Source organism: Pseudarthrobacter sp. CC12 (assembly GCF_039907755.1).
Classification (GTDB): Bacteria; Actinomycetota; Actinomycetes; order Actinomycetales; family Micrococcaceae; genus Arthrobacter; species Arthrobacter niigatensis.
Genome location: NZ_JARDJH010000036.1, coordinates 12,025 through 31,345 on the forward strand (window position 1 = coordinate 12,025; position 19,321 = coordinate 31,345).

Annotated in this window: 17 protein-coding genes; 4 read left to right on the forward strand and 13 right to left on the reverse strand. The window is 59.3% G+C overall.

Annotated elements, in window-relative coordinates; translation table 11 throughout:
• Positions 1–23: 23 nt before the first annotated feature.
• The 11 genes from PV772_RS19060 to PV772_RS19110 all read right to left on the reverse strand — a co-directional run bounded on the left by PV772_RS19060 (position 24) and on the right by PV772_RS19110 (position 11,020).
• Positions 24–1,397: an aspartate ammonia-lyase gene (locus PV772_RS19060; RefSeq protein WP_347887185.1), complete on the reverse strand. Its 1,374-nt coding sequence runs from the start codon at positions 1,395–1,397 to the stop codon at positions 24–26.
• Positions 1,394–2,809, reverse strand: coding sequence for an aldehyde dehydrogenase family protein (locus PV772_RS19065; protein WP_347887186.1), 1,416 nt, complete (start codon positions 2,807–2,809; stop codon positions 1,394–1,396). Before PV772_RS19065 ends, PV772_RS19060 begins: the two co-directional genes overlap by 4 nt.
• On the reverse strand, positions 2,802–3,848 hold the full coding sequence (locus tag PV772_RS19070) for a homoserine dehydrogenase (RefSeq protein WP_347887187.1): 1,047 nt from the start codon (positions 3,846–3,848) through the stop codon (positions 2,802–2,804). The genes PV772_RS19065 and PV772_RS19070 overlap by 8 nt, the downstream gene beginning before the upstream one ends.
• Before the next feature lie 253 nt (positions 3,849–4,101).
• Entirely contained in the window at positions 4,102–5,022 is a 921-nt protein-coding gene (pdxS, locus tag PV772_RS19075; RefSeq protein ID WP_347887188.1) for a pyridoxal 5'-phosphate synthase lyase subunit PdxS, read from the reverse strand.
• Entirely contained in the window at positions 5,019–5,321 is a 303-nt protein-coding gene (locus PV772_RS19080) for a hypothetical protein (RefSeq protein WP_347887189.1), read from the reverse strand. Before PV772_RS19080 ends, pdxS begins: the two co-directional genes overlap by 4 nt.
• The gene (locus tag PV772_RS19085) at positions 5,318–6,289 is read right to left on the reverse strand and encodes an EamA family transporter (protein ID WP_347887190.1); all 972 of its coding nucleotides are present in this window, start codon (positions 6,287–6,289) and stop codon (positions 5,318–5,320) included. The genes PV772_RS19080 and PV772_RS19085 overlap by 4 nt, the downstream gene beginning before the upstream one ends.
• 52 nt (positions 6,290–6,341) lie before the next feature.
• Positions 6,342–7,067, reverse strand: a complete 726-nt coding sequence (locus PV772_RS19090; protein WP_347887191.1) for a phenylalanine--tRNA ligase beta subunit-related protein — start codon at positions 7,065–7,067, stop codon at positions 6,342–6,344.
• Positions 7,068–7,179: 112 nt separating this feature from the next.
• Entirely contained in the window at positions 7,180–8,052 is an 873-nt protein-coding gene (locus PV772_RS19095; RefSeq protein WP_347887192.1) for an ArgP/LysG family DNA-binding transcriptional regulator, read from the reverse strand.
• An 84-nt stretch (positions 8,053–8,136) separates the two neighbouring features.
• Positions 8,137–8,949 carry an amino acid ABC transporter ATP-binding protein gene (locus PV772_RS19100; protein WP_347887193.1) on the reverse strand — a complete coding sequence of 271 codons (813 nt, stop codon included), beginning with the start codon at positions 8,947–8,949 and terminating at the stop codon, positions 8,137–8,139.
• The gene (locus PV772_RS19105; protein WP_347887194.1) at positions 8,946–9,923 is read right to left on the reverse strand and encodes an amino acid ABC transporter permease; all 978 of its coding nucleotides are present in this window, start codon (positions 9,921–9,923) and stop codon (positions 8,946–8,948) included. The genes PV772_RS19100 and PV772_RS19105 overlap by 4 nt, the downstream gene beginning before the upstream one ends.
• Positions 9,920–11,020 (reverse strand): ABC transporter substrate-binding protein, encoded by a 1,101-nt coding sequence (locus PV772_RS19110; protein WP_347887195.1) that lies wholly within the window; start codon positions 11,018–11,020, stop codon positions 9,920–9,922. The genes PV772_RS19105 and PV772_RS19110 overlap by 4 nt, the downstream gene beginning before the upstream one ends.
• Positions 11,021–11,500: 480 nt before the next feature.
• Here PV772_RS19110 and PV772_RS19115 point away from each other — a divergent pair, with 480 nt between their 5' ends.
• Together PV772_RS19115 and PV772_RS19120 are read left to right on the forward strand one after the other, a co-directional pair.
• A complete protein-coding gene (locus PV772_RS19115) occupies positions 11,501–11,932 on the forward strand; it encodes a universal stress protein (protein WP_347887196.1) in 432 nt (143 codons plus the stop codon).
• A 53-nt stretch (positions 11,933–11,985) separates the two neighbouring features.
• On the forward strand, positions 11,986–12,624 hold the full coding sequence (locus PV772_RS19120) for an HD domain-containing protein (protein ID WP_347887197.1): 639 nt from the start codon (positions 11,986–11,988) through the stop codon (positions 12,622–12,624).
• 207 nt (positions 12,625–12,831) lie between these two features.
• On the opposite strand, the gene PV772_RS19125 is transcribed toward PV772_RS19120, so the two are convergent.
• Together PV772_RS19125 and PV772_RS19130 are read right to left on the reverse strand one after the other, a co-directional pair.
• Positions 12,832–13,419, reverse strand: a complete 588-nt coding sequence (locus tag PV772_RS19125) for a PAS and ANTAR domain-containing protein (RefSeq protein ID WP_347887198.1) — start codon at positions 13,417–13,419, stop codon at positions 12,832–12,834.
• Between the two features lie 537 nt (positions 13,420–13,956).
• Positions 13,957–16,212 carry a hypothetical protein gene (locus PV772_RS19130; protein ID WP_347887199.1) on the reverse strand — a complete coding sequence of 752 codons (2,256 nt, stop codon included), beginning with the start codon at positions 16,210–16,212 and terminating at the stop codon, positions 13,957–13,959.
• A 265-nt stretch (positions 16,213–16,477) separates the two neighbouring features.
• Here PV772_RS19130 and PV772_RS19135 point away from each other — a divergent pair, with 265 nt between their 5' ends.
• Together PV772_RS19135 and PV772_RS19140 are read left to right on the forward strand one after the other, a co-directional pair.
• Positions 16,478–17,119, forward strand: a complete 642-nt coding sequence (locus PV772_RS19135) for a plasmid pRiA4b ORF-3 family protein (protein ID WP_347887200.1) — start codon at positions 16,478–16,480, stop codon at positions 17,117–17,119.
• 1,649 nt (positions 17,120–18,768) lie between these two features.
• Positions 18,769–18,978: a hypothetical protein gene (locus PV772_RS19140; RefSeq protein ID WP_347887201.1), complete on the forward strand. Its 210-nt coding sequence runs from the start codon at positions 18,769–18,771 to the stop codon at positions 18,976–18,978.
• Positions 18,979–19,321: the final 343 nt, after the last annotated feature.

Below are 19,321 nucleotides of genomic sequence, written 5' to 3' on the forward strand. Positions count from 1 at the left end.
TCCGGCGGTCTGGTTGCCTTGCGTCAGGTCAGGAGCAGCGCATCCACCTGGTCCTGCTGGAGCAGGCCTTCGCGCAAGGCCATATCAACGACGCTTTGGCCGGAGACCAAGGCCCGGTGAGCCAGGTCAGCCGCGGCAGAGTATCCCAGCAGGGGCAGCAACGCCGTGGCCTGCGCAGTCGAGGCACGGGACCGTGAGCGCAGCAGCGCCTCGTTCGCCTCAATCCCGTTGACGCAAAGTTCTCGCAGGACATCGCTGCCGTTGGTAAGCCATTGAACGGACTGCAGCAGCGCGTGGGCAATCACGGGTTCGAATGCGTTGAGTTGAAGTTGCCCGTTCTCCGCTGCCATGGTGACAGTGACATCGGCGCCTGCCACGAAAAAGGCAATCTGGTTCACCACTTCCGGGATCACCGGATTGACCTTTCCAGGCATAATCGACGACCCTGCCTGCCGCGAGGGAAGGCGGATTTCGGCAAGTCCTGTTTGAGGACCGCTGGAAAGTAGCCGAAGGTCGCTGCAGATTTTGGAGAGCTTAATAGCTGTCCGTTTCAAAGCACCCGAGAACGTCATGAACGCACCGGTATCCCAAGTGGCTTCAACGAAATCATGGGCCCTCGAAAAGCCAACCCCGCTGACCAGTGAAAGCTTGTCGATCACACGTTCGAGGTAGCGCGGATCCGCCGTGATGCCCGTTCCTATCGCCGTGGCCCCGAGGCTGCATTCCAGCAGCAGCGATGCAGCCTCGCGCAGCCGCCGCTGGTCCTCGTCAAGGGTCACGGAGAACGCCGTGAACTCCTGTCCCAAAGTCATCGGAACTGCATCCTGCAACTGCGTGCGTCCGACCTTCGGGACGGAGGCGAATGCATTGCCCCGTTCCGCAAAAGACGCAGAAAGGAGTGCCAGCCGGTCAAGGAGGTCCTCGAGCGCGAGGACGAGCGCCAGGCGGACCGCTGTCGGGTAGACATCATTGGTGGACTGACACTTGTTCACGTGGCCGATCGGGTCCACGACATCGTAGGCTCCCAGTGGTTGCCCCAGGGACTGCAGGGCCAGATTGGCGATAACCTCATTGGCGTTCATGTTGGTGGACGTCCCCGCACCGCCTTGGACGACGTCCACACGGAAGGCATGATCCACTTCCCCTGCGGCGACCGTGTCACAGGCGTCCGCGATGGCGCGTCCAACATCACCAGGGATAAGGCCCAGCTCCGCATTGGTCACGGCTGCGGCCTTCTTTACGTAGGCCAAGGCGCGCACGAGGTGCCGGTGCGTTCCCAGTTGAATCCCGCTGATCGGGAAATTAAGAATTGCTCGTTCGGTGTGGATGCCCCACAGCGCCGACTTGGGAACAGCGAGCGAGCCCAGACTGTCCCGCTCAATTCTTACCCCGTTCATGATGCGATAGCGATGACTTTGGGCTGGGTCATCTCCTCGTAAGCGAACCGGACACCCTCGCGCCCCATGCTGCCGTACTTCGACCCACCGAAGGGCATGGCATCGAGGCGGTAGTCCGAAGAGTCATTGATCATCACGCCTCCGGCATCGATGGCCTTGGCCGTTGCCAGGGCACGCTTCAGATCGTTAGTGAAAACGCCGGCCTGCAGCGCGTATTCACTGTCGTTCGCCAGTTCGATGGCTTCCGCTGCGGAGTCAAACGCCTCGATGAGGACAACGGGTGCGAAGAGTTCTTCACTCCATGCCTCGCAGCTGCGGGGGACACCGGTAAGGACCGTAGGAGTCATTACGGATCCGTCCACGGTGCCGCCGGTGAGAAGCCGTGCACCCGCAGCTACGGCCGCATCGATTTTGCGCTTTGCCTCGCCTGCGGCGCTTGCGCTGATCATCGGGCCGATATCAGTCTGCTCACTGCGGGGGTCACCCGTCTTCAGGTCTTTAGTCTGGGTCACGAACTCCTCAAGGAAAGCATCAAAGACCGGCCGATGAACGAGGATACGCTGTGCTCCGATGCAGTTTTGCCCTGCTGCCCAGAAGGAGCCGGACACGCTGGCTTCAACGGCGGTGGCAAGATCTGCGTCATCGAAGACGATAACCGGCGCATTTCCGCCCAGTTCCATGGAGAGCCGTTTGATGCCGGCGTTGGCGGCGATCGCCCGTCCTGTCGCGAAGCCGCCTGTAAAAGAGACCATTCGGACCAACCTGGATGAGATGATGCTTTGTGCCACGGTACGGTCGCCCAGCACTGTGATGACGAAATCGGCGGGAAGCCCTGCTTCCTTCAGCAGGTCAACGAGGAACATGGCCGTCAGCGGTGTCAGCTGGGACGGTTTGAGGATGACGGTGTTTCCACCGGCAATCGCAGGGCCCAGCTTGTGTGCCACGAGGTTAAGCGCGTCGTTGTAGGGAGTAATTGCGGCGATAAGCCCCAGGGGCTCCCGGGTAAACCAGCCCTGGCGCTTTTCCGAACCCGCAAACGAATCGAACGGGACGACTTCGCCCACGTTGCGTCGAGTCTCGGCTGCTGAGAGCTTCAGGGTGTTCACTGCCCTGGAAACTTCCTTGCGGGCCTGGGTTATGGTTTTTCCGGCTTCGGCAACGATGAGTTCAGCGGCTTTGTCCGTGCGCTGGAGCAGCAGCTCGGCGGCCGTGTCAAGGATGCGTCCGCGCTCATGCCTGGGCATGGCGGCGGCTGCCGGGGCCGCGGCAGCCGCCCGGATCAGCTCGAGTTGGACATCGGCCTCTATGCATTGGGGCAGGGTGGCCAGGACAGTCCCGTCGTACTTGTTGTGGACGACCAGTTCTCCGACTGAGGTAGCTGCTTGGGGCGTGGTGGTTGCTGTCTCAAGCACGGACGGCTCCCTTCACGAAAGCGTCGACGGCGATGATGTCAGAGACCAGGGCATAGGCGGTTTCAACGCGGCCGGCGCCAGGACCGGATACCGTCACAGGGCCAAGCAGGTCGGTATCGAAAGACACGGCGTTGGTGGCACCGCTGATTCCTGCGAGCGGGTGGTCGCCGAGAAGAGCCACGGGCTGAACGGTGGCCACGACACGGCCTTCCTCAGTGCGACGTGCTTCACCAATGAGCTTCCACCGCAGACCCTTGCCCAGTGCCTGTGCCACGTCGTCGCTGGTGATGTCCTGGATGCCTTTGGTGTCCACCTCGCTGGGCTGCAGGTTGGTGCCGAGCAGTTCGTTGGCGAGGATCGCGACCTTGAGGCGGACGTCGGATCCGCCGATGTCAGCGGTGGGGTCAGCCTCTGCGTACCCCCGTTCCTGGGCTTCGGCGATGGCTTCGTTGAGGCGCAGGCCATCTTCCATTCGGCCCAAGACGTAGTTGCTTGTCCCGTTCAGGATGCCCTGTACAGCGTTCAACTCGAGGCCTCCGAGCATCTTGTGTGCCAGGCGGATAACCGGCGTGCCGCTCATCACCGAACCTTCATATTCAAAGCGGACACCATTGCTGGCAGCCAACTGCGTCAGTTCCTGACCGTAAAGGGCAACGGGGCCCTTGTTGGTGGTTACGACGTGCTTCCCGGATTCCAAGGCCCAGCGGACATGGGATACGGCGGGTTCGCCGTCCACGGGGCTCGTGAAGGTCGCTTCGACAATAATGTCGGCAGGGCTGTTTTTGATGACTTCTTCATTGCGCGGATCGCTGCTGCCCCCGGGCAGGCCGTCGAAGGATGACCCGCGGGGCATCGCCAAGACGGCGGCGAGATCTATGCCATCGCCCTGAACCAGTGAGCCGAAGGCCAGATCCGTGATTGCGACGACGCGCAGCTCGAATCCCAGTGCGGCGAAGCGCTGCGGTTCGTCCCGAATCAATTCTGCGAGGGCACGGTTAACGCCACCGAAACCGATAAGGGCCAGGTTGTAGGTAGTCACGCAAATCTCCTTGGTTGAGCTAATAGATCCTGTCCCTTAAGCCTCGTTGCGGGCGGTGTCAGTTACCCAGAGGCAAACCGTCTGAGAAGACTGACGAAATCACCAAAAACTGGGACACAGCGCCCCAACTGTCAGTGCGGGGGATGGGGGGAGGTCCGCACGCCAAGGAGTAATGGCTGGTCACCGATTAAAGGAATGTGGCCGGTCACCCATAGAAGGGTGACCGGCCACATGTCACTGCCGAGGGTTGCGATTACCAGCCGCGTTGGGCGAGGCGGTGGGGTTGGGGGATTTCGTCGACGTTGATTCCCACCATGGCTTCGCCGAGCCCGCGGGAGGCCTTGGCGATGACGTCGGGGTCATCGTAGAAGGTGGTGGCCTTGACGACGGCGGCGGCGCGCTGGGCCGGGTTGCCGGACTTGAAGATGCCGGAGCCGACGAACACGCCGTCGGCGCCGAGCTGCATCATCATGGCAGCGTCAGCGGGGGTGGCGATGCCGCCGGCGGTGAACAACACCACCGGGAGCTTGCCGGCAGCGGCGACTTCCTTGACCAGTTCGTACGGGGCCTGCAGTTCCTTGGCGGCGACGTACAGTTCGTCCTCGGGCAGGGCGGAGAGCCTGGCGATCTCGGAGCGGATCTGGCGCATGTGCCCGGTAGCGTTAGAGACATCCCCGGTGCCTGCTTCACCCTTGGACCGGATCATTGCCGCGCCTTCGTTGATGCGGCGCAGGGCCTCACCAAGGTTGGTGGCGCCACAGACGAAGGGAACCTTGAAGTTCCACTTGTCGATGTGGTTGACGTAGTCGGCCGGGGTCAGCACCTCCGACTCGTCGATGTAATCGACACCGAGGGACTGCAGGACCTGGGCCTCGACGAAGTGGCCGATGCGGGCCTTCGCCATGACCGGGATGGACACGGCATCGATGATCTGGTCGATCATGTCCGGATCGGACATCCGGGACACGCCGCCCTGCGCGCGGATATCAGCCGGAACACGCTCCAGCGCCATCACAGCAACAGCACCGGCGTCTTCGGCGATGCGGGCCTGTTCGACGTTGACGACGTCCATGATGACGCCGCCCTTGAGCATCTCAGCCATGCCCCGCTTCACGCGGCTGCTGCCGGTTTGACCGGAAGTGGCCTGTGCCGGGGCTTCGGGGGAAGTATTCATGGTTGTTCCTTCAGTGCTGGGTTGGTATCGCCCGGCGCCATGTTTGCTACGACGGTGAACTCTTTGGTTTCGATGATTTTCCGGGTTCGTGATTGCTCATCGAAGATCCACAGCAGGGACATTTCCGGCAGGAGCTCGGTAATGGTGCCGGCATGGCAGAGCGTGTCGTCCCGCAAGGCCCGGATCCTGGTTCCCGGCGCCAGGTCAAAAATTCGGGCCGGCACGGTAAAGCCGTCGTTGGCGTGGGGTAGCAGGTGGGGAGGGATGAAGCCGCTGGGGGCGGGTTTTTTCGGGGTCATGTCAGTCCTTCTTCGCAGCATTGCTGGGGGAGGGAGGATGCAGTTTCGGGGCGGTGGTCACCCGCAAAATTTTCGATGGCCGGCGGGAAAGCGGCTTGCCTCGCCGGTGTGGATGTATGTGGTGATCTTTGTCCGCCGCGTTGGGCCGCGGCTCCTGCGGCAACAACCAGGAGCAGACCCAGCAGTTGCAGCGGTGATGGCAGCTGCTGGAGGACAATTGCCCCCAAGAGCAGTCCGATGGCTGGTTCCAGTGCCATCAGGGTGCCGAAAGCAGTGTGGTTCATCTGGCGCAGCGCGGTCATTTCCATGATGTACGGCAGGACAGGTATGAGGAGCGCCAGCCCAGCGGCGACACCGATAACGTTCCAACTGATGCTTCCCAGCGCCTGGGGCACGCCGAACGGGGCGACAGCCGCTGCAGCAATAGGAATTGTCAGCGCCAGGGCACCTATGCCGTTAAACCGGTCTCCAACCCGTTGGGTCAGCAGAATGTAGCTTGCCCATCCCACCGCTCCGAGCCCTGCATAGCCCACCCCGATCAGGTCGACGCTTCCCAACCAAGGCTCCGTCAGCAGAAGAACACCGGCAAGTGCTGTCCCGGGCAACACGAGGGAGCGGGCACCGCGTCCTCGGATGGCGGCAACGCTCAGGGGGCCGAGGAACTCAATAGCTACCGCTGTGCCCATGGGCAGCCGTTCCATGGCTGCCAGAAACGTCACCGACATGAGCCCGGTTGCGATGCCGAGGCCGACCACCGCCGGGATGTCACTCAGCCGCAGTGTTCTCAAAGGTGGACGCGCCAGAACCAGCAATATCAATGCGCCCATCGTGAGGCGCAGCCAGGCAGTGCCAATCGGGCCCAGCGTGGTCATCATCCCTGCAGAAAGAGCAGAGCCCAGCTGTATGGAGAACATGGCCGCGATCGTCAATACCCAGGGCGGGATGGTGGGCAGACGCAGAGCGGTCACAGGGAACTCCTCGTCGGCTGGACGCAGCCTCTTCGCGTTCGCGAAGAAATGCTCACAGTTGCCCGTTGCCTAAGAGGTGCTGCGCGATGGCAATGTCTGGTCCAAGGCCCGAGAGATGCGTGGAGAGTTCGTTGGCTGCTTCTCGCAGGGCTTCAGTGCTGAGCGGGTCCAGAGCATCAAGAATGAACAACGCGGTTGTCGTCTCGTCCTGAAGTTGCGTTCGCCGGCCCTGGCGCCAGTTCCACCGGCGGCACGTAACTCCTTCCTCGTCACACCAGACGACCTCGCCCGGTTCGGGGTGTTCGATGACAATTTCGCCGTTGGCTGCAGTGTCGAAGGGTTCTTGCCCGGTGGCACGGACCAGGCGGGGGGCACCACTGTAGCGCGAAAGATCCTCACCTCCGAGGGGGATCTGATGAAGCACAGAGATGGCGTTGTAAATATCCGTCAACCGGTTCACCCGGGGCAGGCCGGTGGCTGCCCTGCGCAACAGAGCCTCCAGGCTGTTACGGGTGCGGTTGGGCTTCGCGCCGAAGGCCTGATAAGCCTGGCGCCAGGCAGCGACGTGGGAAAGAGTATCCACTTTTTGCTCGGCCAGTGCCCGGCGGGCAGAAGCCTCAGCCTCTGCGAGCAGGGCGTCACTGGCCTCATCACTGGGCCCGGGCACAAGCCCATCAACGGCGAGAAGCAGGGCCCGGTAGTCCGGGCGCAACTCAAAGACGGCAGCGTCAATGCTGGTGCCGTCGAGGACTTCCTGAAGCTGTGCGGTTGTGGACATCTGCTGTCTCCCGGGGTTGTGCTGTTTCGCGGCTTACGTAACTTAAGAGAACTGTTCTGCGCGTACCTGTAAAGGCATCATACTGCACTTTGAGTGCAAAAGAAAAGGGAAATCACGATTGATGGAGCTGCTGGCTTGCTCTTCGAATGGCTCTGCTGACCCGTTCCAACCGTGAGCTGGAGATTGACCAGCAGTGCCAGAAGAGTTCTACGTCGATGTAAAGCGGGGGCTCAAGTCGGGCAAGACCGGTCGCCTTTCCGGTGCTGTAGAACTGCAGTTCCGGAATCAGACCCCACCCAAGGCCTGCGCGGGCAGCCTCAAGAACGCTGTCAGGAGTGGGTATGGTGTGCGTGGGCGGGGGATCTGAAACGGCCCGCATGCCCAGCACGCGGTCGTGCAGGTCGTCGTCCGTGCAGCGGATCATGGGCATCTTCTGCCAGTCAGGGCCCTGTCCATTACTGAAACGCCGGATCAATGCCGGAGCAGCGACAGGAATGTAACGCATGATGCCCAGCCGTTCCACACGACACCCTCCAATAGGATTCGGATGGGTGCTTACAGCTCCCAGGACATCTCCTTTGCCCAGCAAACCGGCCCTGTCGCTGTTCTGTTCCGTGATGCGCAGGTCCAGCTCAATATCGGCCCAATCAGCCATGTCTGCCAGTACGGGGGAGAACCACGTGGCCAGCGAATAGGAGTCAACTGCTATGGATGCCGCAGCTCGCCGTTGCGGTCCCTGTCCCAACCCCTCCAGGGTGTCCGCCTCCAGCTCCTGCACCTGGCGGGCCATCTTGAGCAGGACTCTGCCGGCAGCTGTTGCGGTGGCGGGCGGCCCTCTCCGGACGACCACCTGCCCCACCGAGGACTCAAGGGCTTTGATCCGCTGGCTGACTGCAGACGCGGTGACTCCCACGAGGCGTGCGGCCGCTTCAAACGATCCCGTTTCAACAACGGCACTGAGGGCGCGCAAATATTCAAAGTTCATGATCAGACAGAAAGTACATAGGCTGGGCCGACGTTACGGCGCGGGCAGCTTCCTCGAAGCGTCCCGCCCCGCACGCCGAAGCAGTCAAAGGACTTTGCTGAGGAAGCCTTTCGTACGCTCGTGTTGGGGATTGGCGATGACCTCGCGCGGAATGCCGGACTCCACGACAACCCCACCGTCCATAAAGGTAAGGGTGTCCCCGACCTCGCGGGCGAATCCGATCTCGTGAGTCACAACAACCATTGTCATCCCAGACTTGGCCAGATCCTTCATGACATCCAGCACATCCCCGACCAATTCTGGATCCAGCGCCGAAGTTGGTTCGTCAAAGAGCATAAGCTCAGGGTCCATGGCCAGGGCCCGTGCGATGGCAACCCGCTGCTGTTGGCCGCCCGACAGCTGTGCGGGGTAAAAGTCGGCTCGGTTCGCGAGACCGACCCTGTCCAGGAGTTCAAGTGCCCGCCGTTCCGCACGGACGCGCTTCTGGCCTTTCACCTGGACCGGCGCCTCGATGATGTTCTGCAGGGCAGTCTTGTGACCGAAAAGGTTGAACTTTTGGAACACCATGCCAATATCGCGTCGTTGCCTGGCAATGTCCTTGGCATGGAGTTCATGGAGTTTGCGATCCTTCTCCCTGTAGCCGATGAGTTCCTCGTTGACCTTGATGCGGCCGGCGCTGATGGATTCGAGGTGGTTGATGCACCGCAGTAACGTTGACTTGCCTGAGCCGGAAGGTCCAATAAGTACCGCTACCTCTCCCCGTTTGACGCTCATATCGATGCCTCGCAGGACATGGTGGTCCCCATAAAACTTGTGGACGCCTTCGATATTCACCAGTTCCGGCTGGGACGATGCATTTTCGGCAGCGGGCGGAAGGACACGGGCTGAAGATTTCATCGACCGCTCTCCTCAATTCTGGTCTCGACGTCGACTGAAGGGGCTTGGGTTGCCCCGGACGCTCTCAGTGCAGCCGGATTGAACGCTGTCCGCGCCATGGTTTCAACTCCGCGGCCGTAGTGCTTCTCAATGAAATGCTGTCCGACCATCAGGAAGCTCGTAACCACCAAGTACCAGAACGCTGCCACGATCAGCAGTGGAATCGGCAGATAGCTGCGGTTGGCCAGCGTGTTGGTGACAAATGTCAGATCAAGAGTGAAAGGCACGGCGAGAACCAGTGAGGTCGTCTTGAGCATGCCAATGGTTTCGTTGCCGGTAGGGGGAACGATGACTCGCATAGCCTGGGGAAGGATGATCCGCCACATTATTCTTGTCCCTCGCATCCCCAGTGCTTCGGCAGCTTCAATTTGGCCCTTGTCCACTGACTTCAGGCCTGCCCTGAATATTTCCGCCAAGTAAGCAGACTCATTCAATCCAAGCCCGAGGACAGCGGCCCAGAATGCGTTCAGCAGATCCTGGGTATTCAGGTCCAGGAGGTCAGGGCCGAAGGGGACACCCAGAGTGATTTTGGGGTACAGCACAGCGACGAGACCCCAGAAAATCAGCTGGGTGTAGACGGGGGTGCCACGGAAGAACCAAACCCAGCACCAGCTTGACCACCGGAATATGGGGTTCTCTGATTGCCGCATGAAGGCGAGTAGAACGGCCAAGCTGACCGCAATAACCATCGACAGTACGGTCAGCAGTAAGGTCCAGCCGACCCCCTGAATGACATTCGCGTCCAGCGCGTAAAGAGCGAAGGTCTCCCAATGAAAATTAGGGTTGGTCGCGAGGCTTTGGACGGCCCCGGCCGCGAGCACGACTATGGCCGCGGCACCCACCCATCGTCCAGGATGCCGTACCGGCACCGCTTTTATAAGATCGGGCTTTTTGCCCGTCACGGAGCTGTTCCGGCTGCTGGTGGAGATGCTCATGATTTGACGGTTGGGTTCACTTCAGGCGTGGTGATGGCGCCGTCGGAATTGTTCCATGCGTCGAGAATTTTCTTGTAGGTGCCGTCGGCAATTAGCTTGGCTACCGTCTTCTGGATCAGTTCCGCAAAGGCAGGATCATTTTTGGGTACGGCGATTCCCACCGAAGTGGTGTTGTAAATGCCGCCGATCTTTTCCACCGCACCGTTGGTTTGCTGGACGGCGTAACCGATGAGGGTGGATTCGGCGATCATGGCGTCGATGCTGCCATTGACCAGACGGGTGGTCACATCTGTTTGGTTTTTCAACGTCACGATGTCGATCGGCGCTTTGCCCGCCTTGAGGCATTCCTCGTTGCGGGTTTTCAGGTCCGGATCTTCCTGTGTTGTTCCGGTCTGAACCCCCACAGACTTGCCGCAGACGTCGTCGGGAGAGAAGTTCTTGGGGTTGCCCTTACGAACAGCCCATGCGGTGCCGGCGCTCAGGTAGCTGACAAAGTTCACGGCCTTTAAGCGCTCATTGGTGATGCTGAAGGAACTGATCCCGAGATCGTATTTCGGTCCAAGTGCCGGGAGAATGCCGGTGAATTCCGCAGTCTGAACATCCACTTTGAGGTCCAGTGTCGCCCCGATGGCCTTAGCAAGGTCAATGCCATAGCCCATAGGGGTGCGGTTGTCAGCCCCGCCGAGGAATTCGGCCGGCGCGTAGGTTGTGTCCGAACCGATGATGAGGGTACCCCTGGACTTGATTGTTGCGGGCACCTCGGCGGCTAATGTCCCGTCCGCCTTAACCGTTGCGGGGTCGAAGCTGGTGGCGGACTCCGGAGTCGACCCGGCGCCTGTCGATGAGCCCGAGACGGTAGAGCATGCTGAAAGTGCAAAAATGCCGGCCGTCAGCAGGACGGCTGTTGTTGCCGTGAGGCTCAGACGGGTACGTGCCGTGGGCTTGTGGGGCTGTGTTGTACGTTGCCTGGAAACAGGCCTGATCGTCGACTTCGACATTTTTGCCTCCTGAAGATGCGGTGCCGGAACGGCGGAAGATGATGTGCGCTCATGGCTAATGCCACCAGCGCCTGCGGCGATTGAAGCTGCGACGGACACGGAAGGTCCGGAAAGGCGGTAACAGTTGAGGATCCACTCGCACATAGGTCACCGCCATCACTTCCGCCTTAGTGTGGCGTCGGTACGTGGCCTCAATGGTATGAATCACACCCCGTCGGACCAACGGCCTATTCCCGAATGAAGGGTTAAGGCTTGACTTATGAAAAATGCACCAAACGTGCAGTATCATGCATTTCATAGTCGGGGATCGCCAGGGTTGGTGTCCACAATCGGTGGGAGCAGACAGGAGCGCGAGCCCCTCGCGCTTTACCTCTGGGCGAAGGCGAAAAACTTGCCCGCATCGGCCCGTGGCTGCTCGCGAAGATTCGCGGAGGCCACGAAAGCCGGGGTCTGAGTAATGAACCGGCGCGACTCGGTCACCTTTGGCTCGCACCATATCTGACTGGGAACGTCGGTCAACTGGTGACCGGCAGCCTGACAACCCACCCCAGATGTTAGAGAAAATAGAAAGGCTGAAGCATGACCGTGATAATTGTTGGTGTGGACGGCAGTCCCACTGCATTGAAGGCAGCAGAATCCGCCCGCGATACGGCCGTGGCTCTAAACGCACGTCTCCATGTGGTAACCGCCTTTGACACAGGCCGCACCGAATTTTATGGCAGCGGAAAGGACACCTGGGTCGCCCCCGACGCCTACAGCGCGCAGCAAGTTGCCCAAAACGCTGCAACGAGTCTGGAAGCGCCAGGGCTGACGGTGACATTCTCGGCCGCCCGCGGTACGCCGGCCGATGCGCTGATTGAAGAGGCGGAACGCCAAGCAGCCCAAATGATCGTGGTTGGAAACGTCCGAATGCGAGGCATTGGACGGGTCATGGGAAGTGTTGCCAATAGCGTCGCGCACAACGCCCCCTGTGACGTACTCATCGTAAAAACTGACGATCTTCAAGCGTGAGCAGTCGGCGGCCAGTGGAGCAGACCGAAATCTATGAGCTAAGGAGCAAATTGTTGACTGAGATTATCGGTGGAGTAGAAGTCCCGAACAGTGTCCTAGTCCGCGAGGCAACACTGCTCGCCCGAGAGGCATCCGAGACGTCTGTCTTTGATCACTCGCGAAGGGTCTACTTCTGGGGAATCCTGAAACTGCGAGCACTTGCCCGTGAGGTGGATCCTGAACTTGCCTACGTTGGCAGTCTCTTTCATGATCTTGGGCTAAGTGCCAAGTATCGGACCAGCAGCGAACGCTTTGAAGTGGACGGCGCGAATGCTGCATATGACTTCCTCCGAGAGCACGGCCGCTCAGATCAGGACGCACGTAACGTCTGGCTTGGAATAGGCCTGCATACAACACCTGGAATCACCGAGCACCTGGCACCTGAGGTCGCCGTTGTAACCTTGGGTGTTGAAACTGACGTACTCGGGCTGCATCTTGAGGGGTTGCCCTCCGAGGCGCGCGAAGAAGTGGTTTCAGCTCACCCTCGGCCGGATTTCAAGCAGAACATCCTAAGGGCCTTTTACGACGGAATGCGAGATCGCCCGGAAACGACGTTCGGAACCATGAATGATGACGTTCTTGCCCATTTCGATCCTTCGTTCAAGCGGCAGAACTTCGTTGACATTATCCAGAAGAACGACTGGCCGGAATAGGTTACGAAATTAGGTCCGTTTGGTCCACAGCGCCGAGGATCCAGACCAAGGCTTGTTTAGACAAACCTGCTCCCTTTGAAACCCGAGGGCTTGCAACTACTTCTACTCCCATGTTTCGAGCGCCGATAAAGAAGATTCCGTCAACCTGCCGAAGGCTTTCGGGAGAAGCAGCCCTGACTATGTGTTGTCCTCGGTTTCAGCCCTGATTCAAGCGGGGTGGTGGGGTCTCCCACTGCCCTGTCGCGCTGCTCGCGGGGCCGGCCATTGGCCCAGGACTTCGTGAATGCAGAGCTCCTCGGCCGCCGCCACCAGTTGGGCGGCGAGGATTGCGACTTTGATGTTGGTGTTTTGGCTTTGCTCGGCGAGCCGGTCGAAGGCCTCGCCGGGGCTGACGTTGAAGTAACCCATGATGATGCCTTTGGCTTGTTCGATAATGCCCCGGGTGGCGTAGGCGTTGACAAGGGCCTCCGCGGCGGCACGCCCGCTCTCGACGGCGATCGCGCGGGTCAGATCGATGGTCAGACCATGAATGGCCGAAACTTTCCCGGTTTCGTCCCGTTCCGCCTCAGCGACGGTCAGGACGCGGTGTTCATGACCCTTGCTATCCAAGATCCTGTGAAAGTTCGAACCTTGGCCACCCTCACGGGTGAGGGTTTGAATGAGTTGGCGGGCCGCATCCCGGTCCCGCGGGTGCTTGTGGGAGAGAACGAGCTCTACAGTGGGCACGACCTCACCCTTGGTATATCCGTGGATGAGGTACATGCCCTCGGACCACTCAGTCAGGCCGGTACTCATCGACAGCCTGAAGGTCCCGGTAGGGCATCCCTCGCCAGCGGGAAGGGGAAAGCCGTACGACACACGATCCTCGGACAAACGTCATACTCCTCGGCACGATCAGGGCCGCTGGCACGGCCTCCTCACGATACCAACGCCCTGCCCGCCTGCGAACACTCCGGCAAGCATTCACGAATCACATGCCTCCACGGGGCCGGTATCTTGAATATTTCGGCCCGTAGACTCCTGTCAGTTTGACCAGGCACAACAGCAGAGGAGAAAGTATGGGCAGCCGTTAAGCAGCAGCGGTGTTTTGGCTGGACAACTCCTGCAGCAGCTCGGGAGCCCGCCAGAACTCAGCGGTCCGCGGTGAGCTTCCCGCACATCGGACAGAACCCTTGTCGGCAGCTAAAAAAAGCCCTTTTCGAACTCTCCCCCGCGCACCCCAAAGCGCCGATAGCTTATATTCCGTCAACCTGAGGAGTGAGAAGGGCGCCACCCACGCCAAGTCCATATCCACCGTGATCGAAGACATCCCAGGGTCTACCGCGGCACGCCCTAAGCCCCTTCGTACATGCGCGCAGCTGAAGCGTCTAAGGAGCTTTCCTGACCGGCTTCGATCAAGAACTGCTTGGTCACGTGGCTCTTCAGTTTGTCCACAATCTTGGCGATTCTTGCTGATCGTCGTGCATCGTCCAACGATTCCGCTTCGGCAACTTGGTCCATAACTTCTTGGAAGGCCGAGCCCTCCATCCTGCGACCAAGAGAAACACCGAGAAGACTCGGGAATACGTTTCGATAGGTCGTCCGGACATCTGCCGCGGCAGGAGCGAGCGTTAAGAAGTTCAGTAAGAAGTCCGGGCGCATCACATATCTAGATCCATGCTTAGCGACCAAGTCGCGCGTATGACGCAGAATCGACGTTTCACCAGTCAGCCACCACGTACTCAATCCAAACTCAGTCGCTGCATGAGTCTCCTTACGTTGGATCCGCCGCCCGTACACAGCAGATGCCAAAATGGCGTCGTTCCGGGCTAGGTCTTCATTCTTCTTGAACGGAGCCAGAGCCGAAGCAACTCGATCAACTTCCTCTTCATCGTAGTGCTGGGCGAGATCATCCGTAGATCTGTAAATCATATTGAACGCACTGCACAGGTATTTCCGGAGATCTTCATATACTGTTTCGGTATTTAAATCCTCATAATCACAAAACTGCTGAACGTAACCCTGCCAGCTGCGAGGTCGTCGCAAGCCCAGCTCGGTATTGATGTGTGCATACAAGTAGGCCCGCAAAAGTATTCGAGGCACATCCCGGATGATTTCGTATGGAAGATTATCTCGCAGACGTGAAATATAACTCTTATGGTCCCAATCGCAAACACGAAGGTGATGCGCAATTTCCTCGAGAACAGGACGTGTTAGGACCAGTTTGGCTCCATGCTGCGCTGCCATTCGGAGAGTGTTGCGAGTCATTTGATCCGCATCAGGAAGGAAATACTCGCTGAGCGCACGGATCAGGATGTCGCTGCCAACATAGAGATAGAAGTCTCCGGCGAGATTCTGGAAGTAGTCCACCAATCGCGGCTCAGCATTAAGCGTAAACAGTAACGAGTAGGTGAGGGAAAGTTTATGGAGGTATAACCGCTCCTTTTCATGAGATTCATAAAGAACGCCCCGTAAAGCACCGAGGGCAGCGTCGCCGATCAGGGCGCCTCTGCTTCCGGTGAGTCCTAGCTCAACAAGGGCGGCTCGAATTGCTTCAGTGATGGTAGGAAAGGATCGCGTATCGTCTTTACCTCGGCTTACAAAACTTGCAAATTCGAGGCCCTGCGTTTCGAATGCTAATTGAACGGCGCGGTTGGCAACCTTTGCTGCGTCACGGGCTCCGACCGGCCCCAAGCCCGGGCGGGGCGTGCTTTGAATCCGAGCTTCAAGGCTTCCCAGGAACTCGATTCTGAGGGCTTCGTCAGAGGCGCTTTCCTCCTCTATACGTTGCCTCGTTTCGAATGGCAGACAGTAGAGCCCCTCCTTGTTATGAGCGCGGATGGCCCGGCCACCGGGGTAGTGCTTTGAAGACAGGCTTGTGAGGCGTCTTTCGATCCTGCGTTCAACGTGCGGCAGGACACCCGGGAGTTTTGCCCCAATGCGGTTACGAATCTCCGCACTGCTTCGAAGCAGTGCCCGATCTGGATCAGTACCTTCTAGGGCCCACAAAATCAGCGCGTCCGTCATGGCATGCACGAGTTGAAAGTCGCCGTCCTGGCGGTTGAGCTCTTGCGCCAAGAAGACATACACCGCGGGTGATTGGACATGCCTGGATATCGGCACGATTGTGGACTTTCCCACACCCTTTAGAAAGTCGGTATGGGTCCTGAGATAAGCATCAAATGCCGAGATGGTCTGGGGCCCATCATTCACATGCGATTTGATGTAGTTGCCGTCGCGAATCGTGATCGTGACATCAAGTTCGTCAGTTAGCGATCGTTCCACTCGATCCACGTATCGGACTTCACGGGGTGACAGATAGACGAGGCTTTTGGGCTTTCTCCCAAACTCAAAGAGCCTCGCAACCGTTCGACGGATCTTCCCTTCAATGTCCGCCTCGATGCTGGCCTGGTAGTAGCGCTCGGCAAAGTTGACATCCTCGTAGACGGGTGACTCGTAGGCATCCGCGCCCCCGTCTTTATATCCGCCAAGGGGAACAAAGTTCCCACCAGCAATTGCTGGATAGAAAGAGTTGACGAATTTTTCAAAAGAGGTGCCATCAGCGCGGTCCAAGGCAATCGGGACAAGGTCGGCGTGGACCGGTTCCAAGCTCTCCACCTTTCTGTAATGAGGTCTTGGATCCCAAGCCTAGCTTTACGCTCTGACATCCCCGGGAGGAGAACGCCGCGAACCGGGCACCGGCCGCCCCCTAATTCCCGGAGCCGCGAGAAAACTGATGGAATTGGCAGTGAGTCGCAGCCCTCCCCAAACCTGCTTTAAGAGCCTATAGTTGATCTTCCGTCAACCTACAGCTCAAAGGGGGAGAGGCCCTCCGTCTTACTGGTAGGGCTGTGGCGCTGTAAGAATGAACTGCATGGGCAAAGCTGAGGATGGCGTTGGGTTGGGACAGGACGCGTTTCTGGAGATTCGTGTCCAGCTCGTCGACAGCGACCCCGAGATTTGGCGCCAGCTCGAGATCCGAAGCACCATGACGCTGGATAGGGTGCACCAGGTCTTGCAGGCGGCCTTTGGCTGGGAGGACATGCATCTGCACAGGTTCATAGCATTGGAGCCCTTTGTGCGGCTGCGGCCGGTCGATGGCGAGATTCCCGACGACCTGCAGTGGCTCCCGAAGCAGGATTGCTGTGATCCGGAGGACAGGCCCGAGGAGGATCTTTCTCTGGCCCAGCTGTTCGCGCTGGGGTCCGGGATGGCGTTTTACGAATACGACTTCGGCGACAGCTGGCTTCACCGGCTCGAGCTGGTGTCCCGACGGTCCGTCGACGAAGGGGCGCCGCAGGCCCGGCTGATCGACGGCGCCCGACGCGGCCCCCTCGAGGACTCGGGAGGGTTGCCTGGGTACGAGGAGATCATGGAGGCCTTGGCCGACCCGTCTCATCCTGACCATGACGAGTACTCCGCGTGGGTGGCTGATATGACCGGTTCCACTGAGCTTTTTGACCCGTCCTTTCTGGACGTCGCCGGTGTGAACGGAACCCTGGCCAGGCTGCTTTGACATGAGGATCCGGGCGAAATCGGCATGAATGACGGGCCGGAAACAGCCCCTTCTGAAGCTTCTCCCCCACCTGTTTTTAACAGCCGATAACCGACGTTATGTAAAGCTGTAATGACTCTAAGTGCGAATCGTGCACATCGTGAGCTTTCGGGGTGCAATAGTGAAGGTGCGTTCTACCGGCGCGGTATCTGCGCCGCTGCGCTCTCCGGGACGACCTCAACGACCTCCTGCTCAGAGACCCGCTGATCCGAAAACGACCGGCAGAATCGTTGATGTTCTATGCAAGGAAGACTGGCCTGTTCATTCATCGCGGCCTCCTCCCCCAACCAGGCCCCTTACCTGGCCCATTCCTTCTGAAAGGAGCCTCAGTGAGCGCACGGAAAAGCACTCTCGACAGCAGAATCCTTGGGCCATGTATGGCTTTTGGGTGAATGTCGGGCGGCTGCACTTCACGCTTCTGCACACCCCCGGTCTGTAGTCGGCATCTGTCCAAGCACAAAGAAGCAGCCCCGGAAAACCATTGGTTTCCGGGGCTCCGTGCTATCTCTAGCAGCAGCTTTTAGATAATGCCGTTGACCTTCAAAACGAAGGCAAATATTGCCACCCCGGCGGCAGTAACGCCGCAGGAAATCGTGATGAGCGGCATTATTCGCTTCATCCGAACTGCAATGTCGCCAGGTGATTGAACCGCATGCACTCCAAAGAGTGCCACGAACGCCACATATAGACCAGCAAGCCATGTCTTTGCCTCGTATCCAAGTTGGTTCTGCCCATACGCAAAAGCCCCCATTGCCACCGGAATTACCAGCCCGCTCAGGATGGCAAGCCAAGCTCGGCGGTCCCCTGCCTTTGTCGGTTCCGGGTATCGTCGCCCTGAGAACAGCCCGCAAATCACGCCAAAAGCCTAAATCTTCTGGCCCCCCGGCGTTGTCGCCGCCCTCCCGTTGTTGTTATCCAGCACGGTCATTTTTGTACCTTCTTTCATTTCTAGATGATTTAAATATGAGGTTGAGCGTTGCCACTTTTTCCTCATAAAACTACTTTATCACCAGTTCAAGTCAGGGGGTAGCATTTTGGGGGAATTAATTTATTGATTCACTAACTTTCCACTAATGCCGCGGATTACAAACTCGAATTCCCTACATAACCTCACCGCTGAGGAATTGCCAGAATTACTTTGGGTGCGAATAAGCCGCACCTCCTGAATGCCGGCTCAGGAGGTGCGGCTAGTTTTCAAGCTATTCCATCTGATGCGCCGACGCCTGCACCTACTACATGTGCGCATCGAAGGCATCGAATACAGCGTCATCATCCCAAGTGGGGTTGTCCATTCTCGCAGGAGCAGCTAACGAACGTTGCACGGTAGTAACGCGCGGCCGTCTCTTCGTCGTCGGCACGGAGTACCCGCCGATGCGCCGCCCTACCCACCAAGCCGCCGGGCAATGCACCCTCAGCCGGGACAGAATCAACGGCTTTTGCCAGGGCCAGCGGTACGGGTGGGCTCAGGGATTCCGGCACGTCTTCCGTCACGTCACGCTACCCTCGCCCGGGCGCTGTCACCCTGGCGTATCAGCCGCACACACAGTAAGCGACGGCCTGAAACGGCCTTCCCCGTGCGGCTGGGCCTGCCGCTTGTTCTACGGAGCTTTATGGATACCCTCGCATTCTTCTTGCTGATCCTCCTGGCTGGAGTCCTGTTCGGCGGCGCGTTCGGCCTTTGGTGGCTGGCCGTGCCGTTGGTTAGCCGTTGCGGCCTGACCGTAACCACCCTGGGCGGGCTGATCGCCTGGGCGTTCGTTGCCGCCGTCGCGGCGCTCTTGGTGGGCGGCCTGGCCGCTCTGATGGCGGCCATTTCCTAGCCCGCGAATGGTGCGGCGTCTTCCCTTGGGGAGGCGCCGTACCCGAGGGGCCGGCTGCCGTGTCCGGTACCTAAAATTGACTGGTGGAACAGGTTTTAGTGGATGCGACAGCGGCGGGTGTGCCGATGCGTTTCCATCACCAGGCGCGAACCTGAACGGTGGCCGCCGGGACTGTGCGCTGCTACGAGCGGATCTACTGGTGGCGTGAGTTCAGGCGCGCCTACCCCGGCAGGATGTACCGCGGATTGATGTTGAAGTCTGGCGCGTGCAGGCCCGGCTTGGTAAGCGGGGCGGCCCGTTTCGCCCCCATACATCTCGTTGTAGACGATCGCTCTGGCTGCTG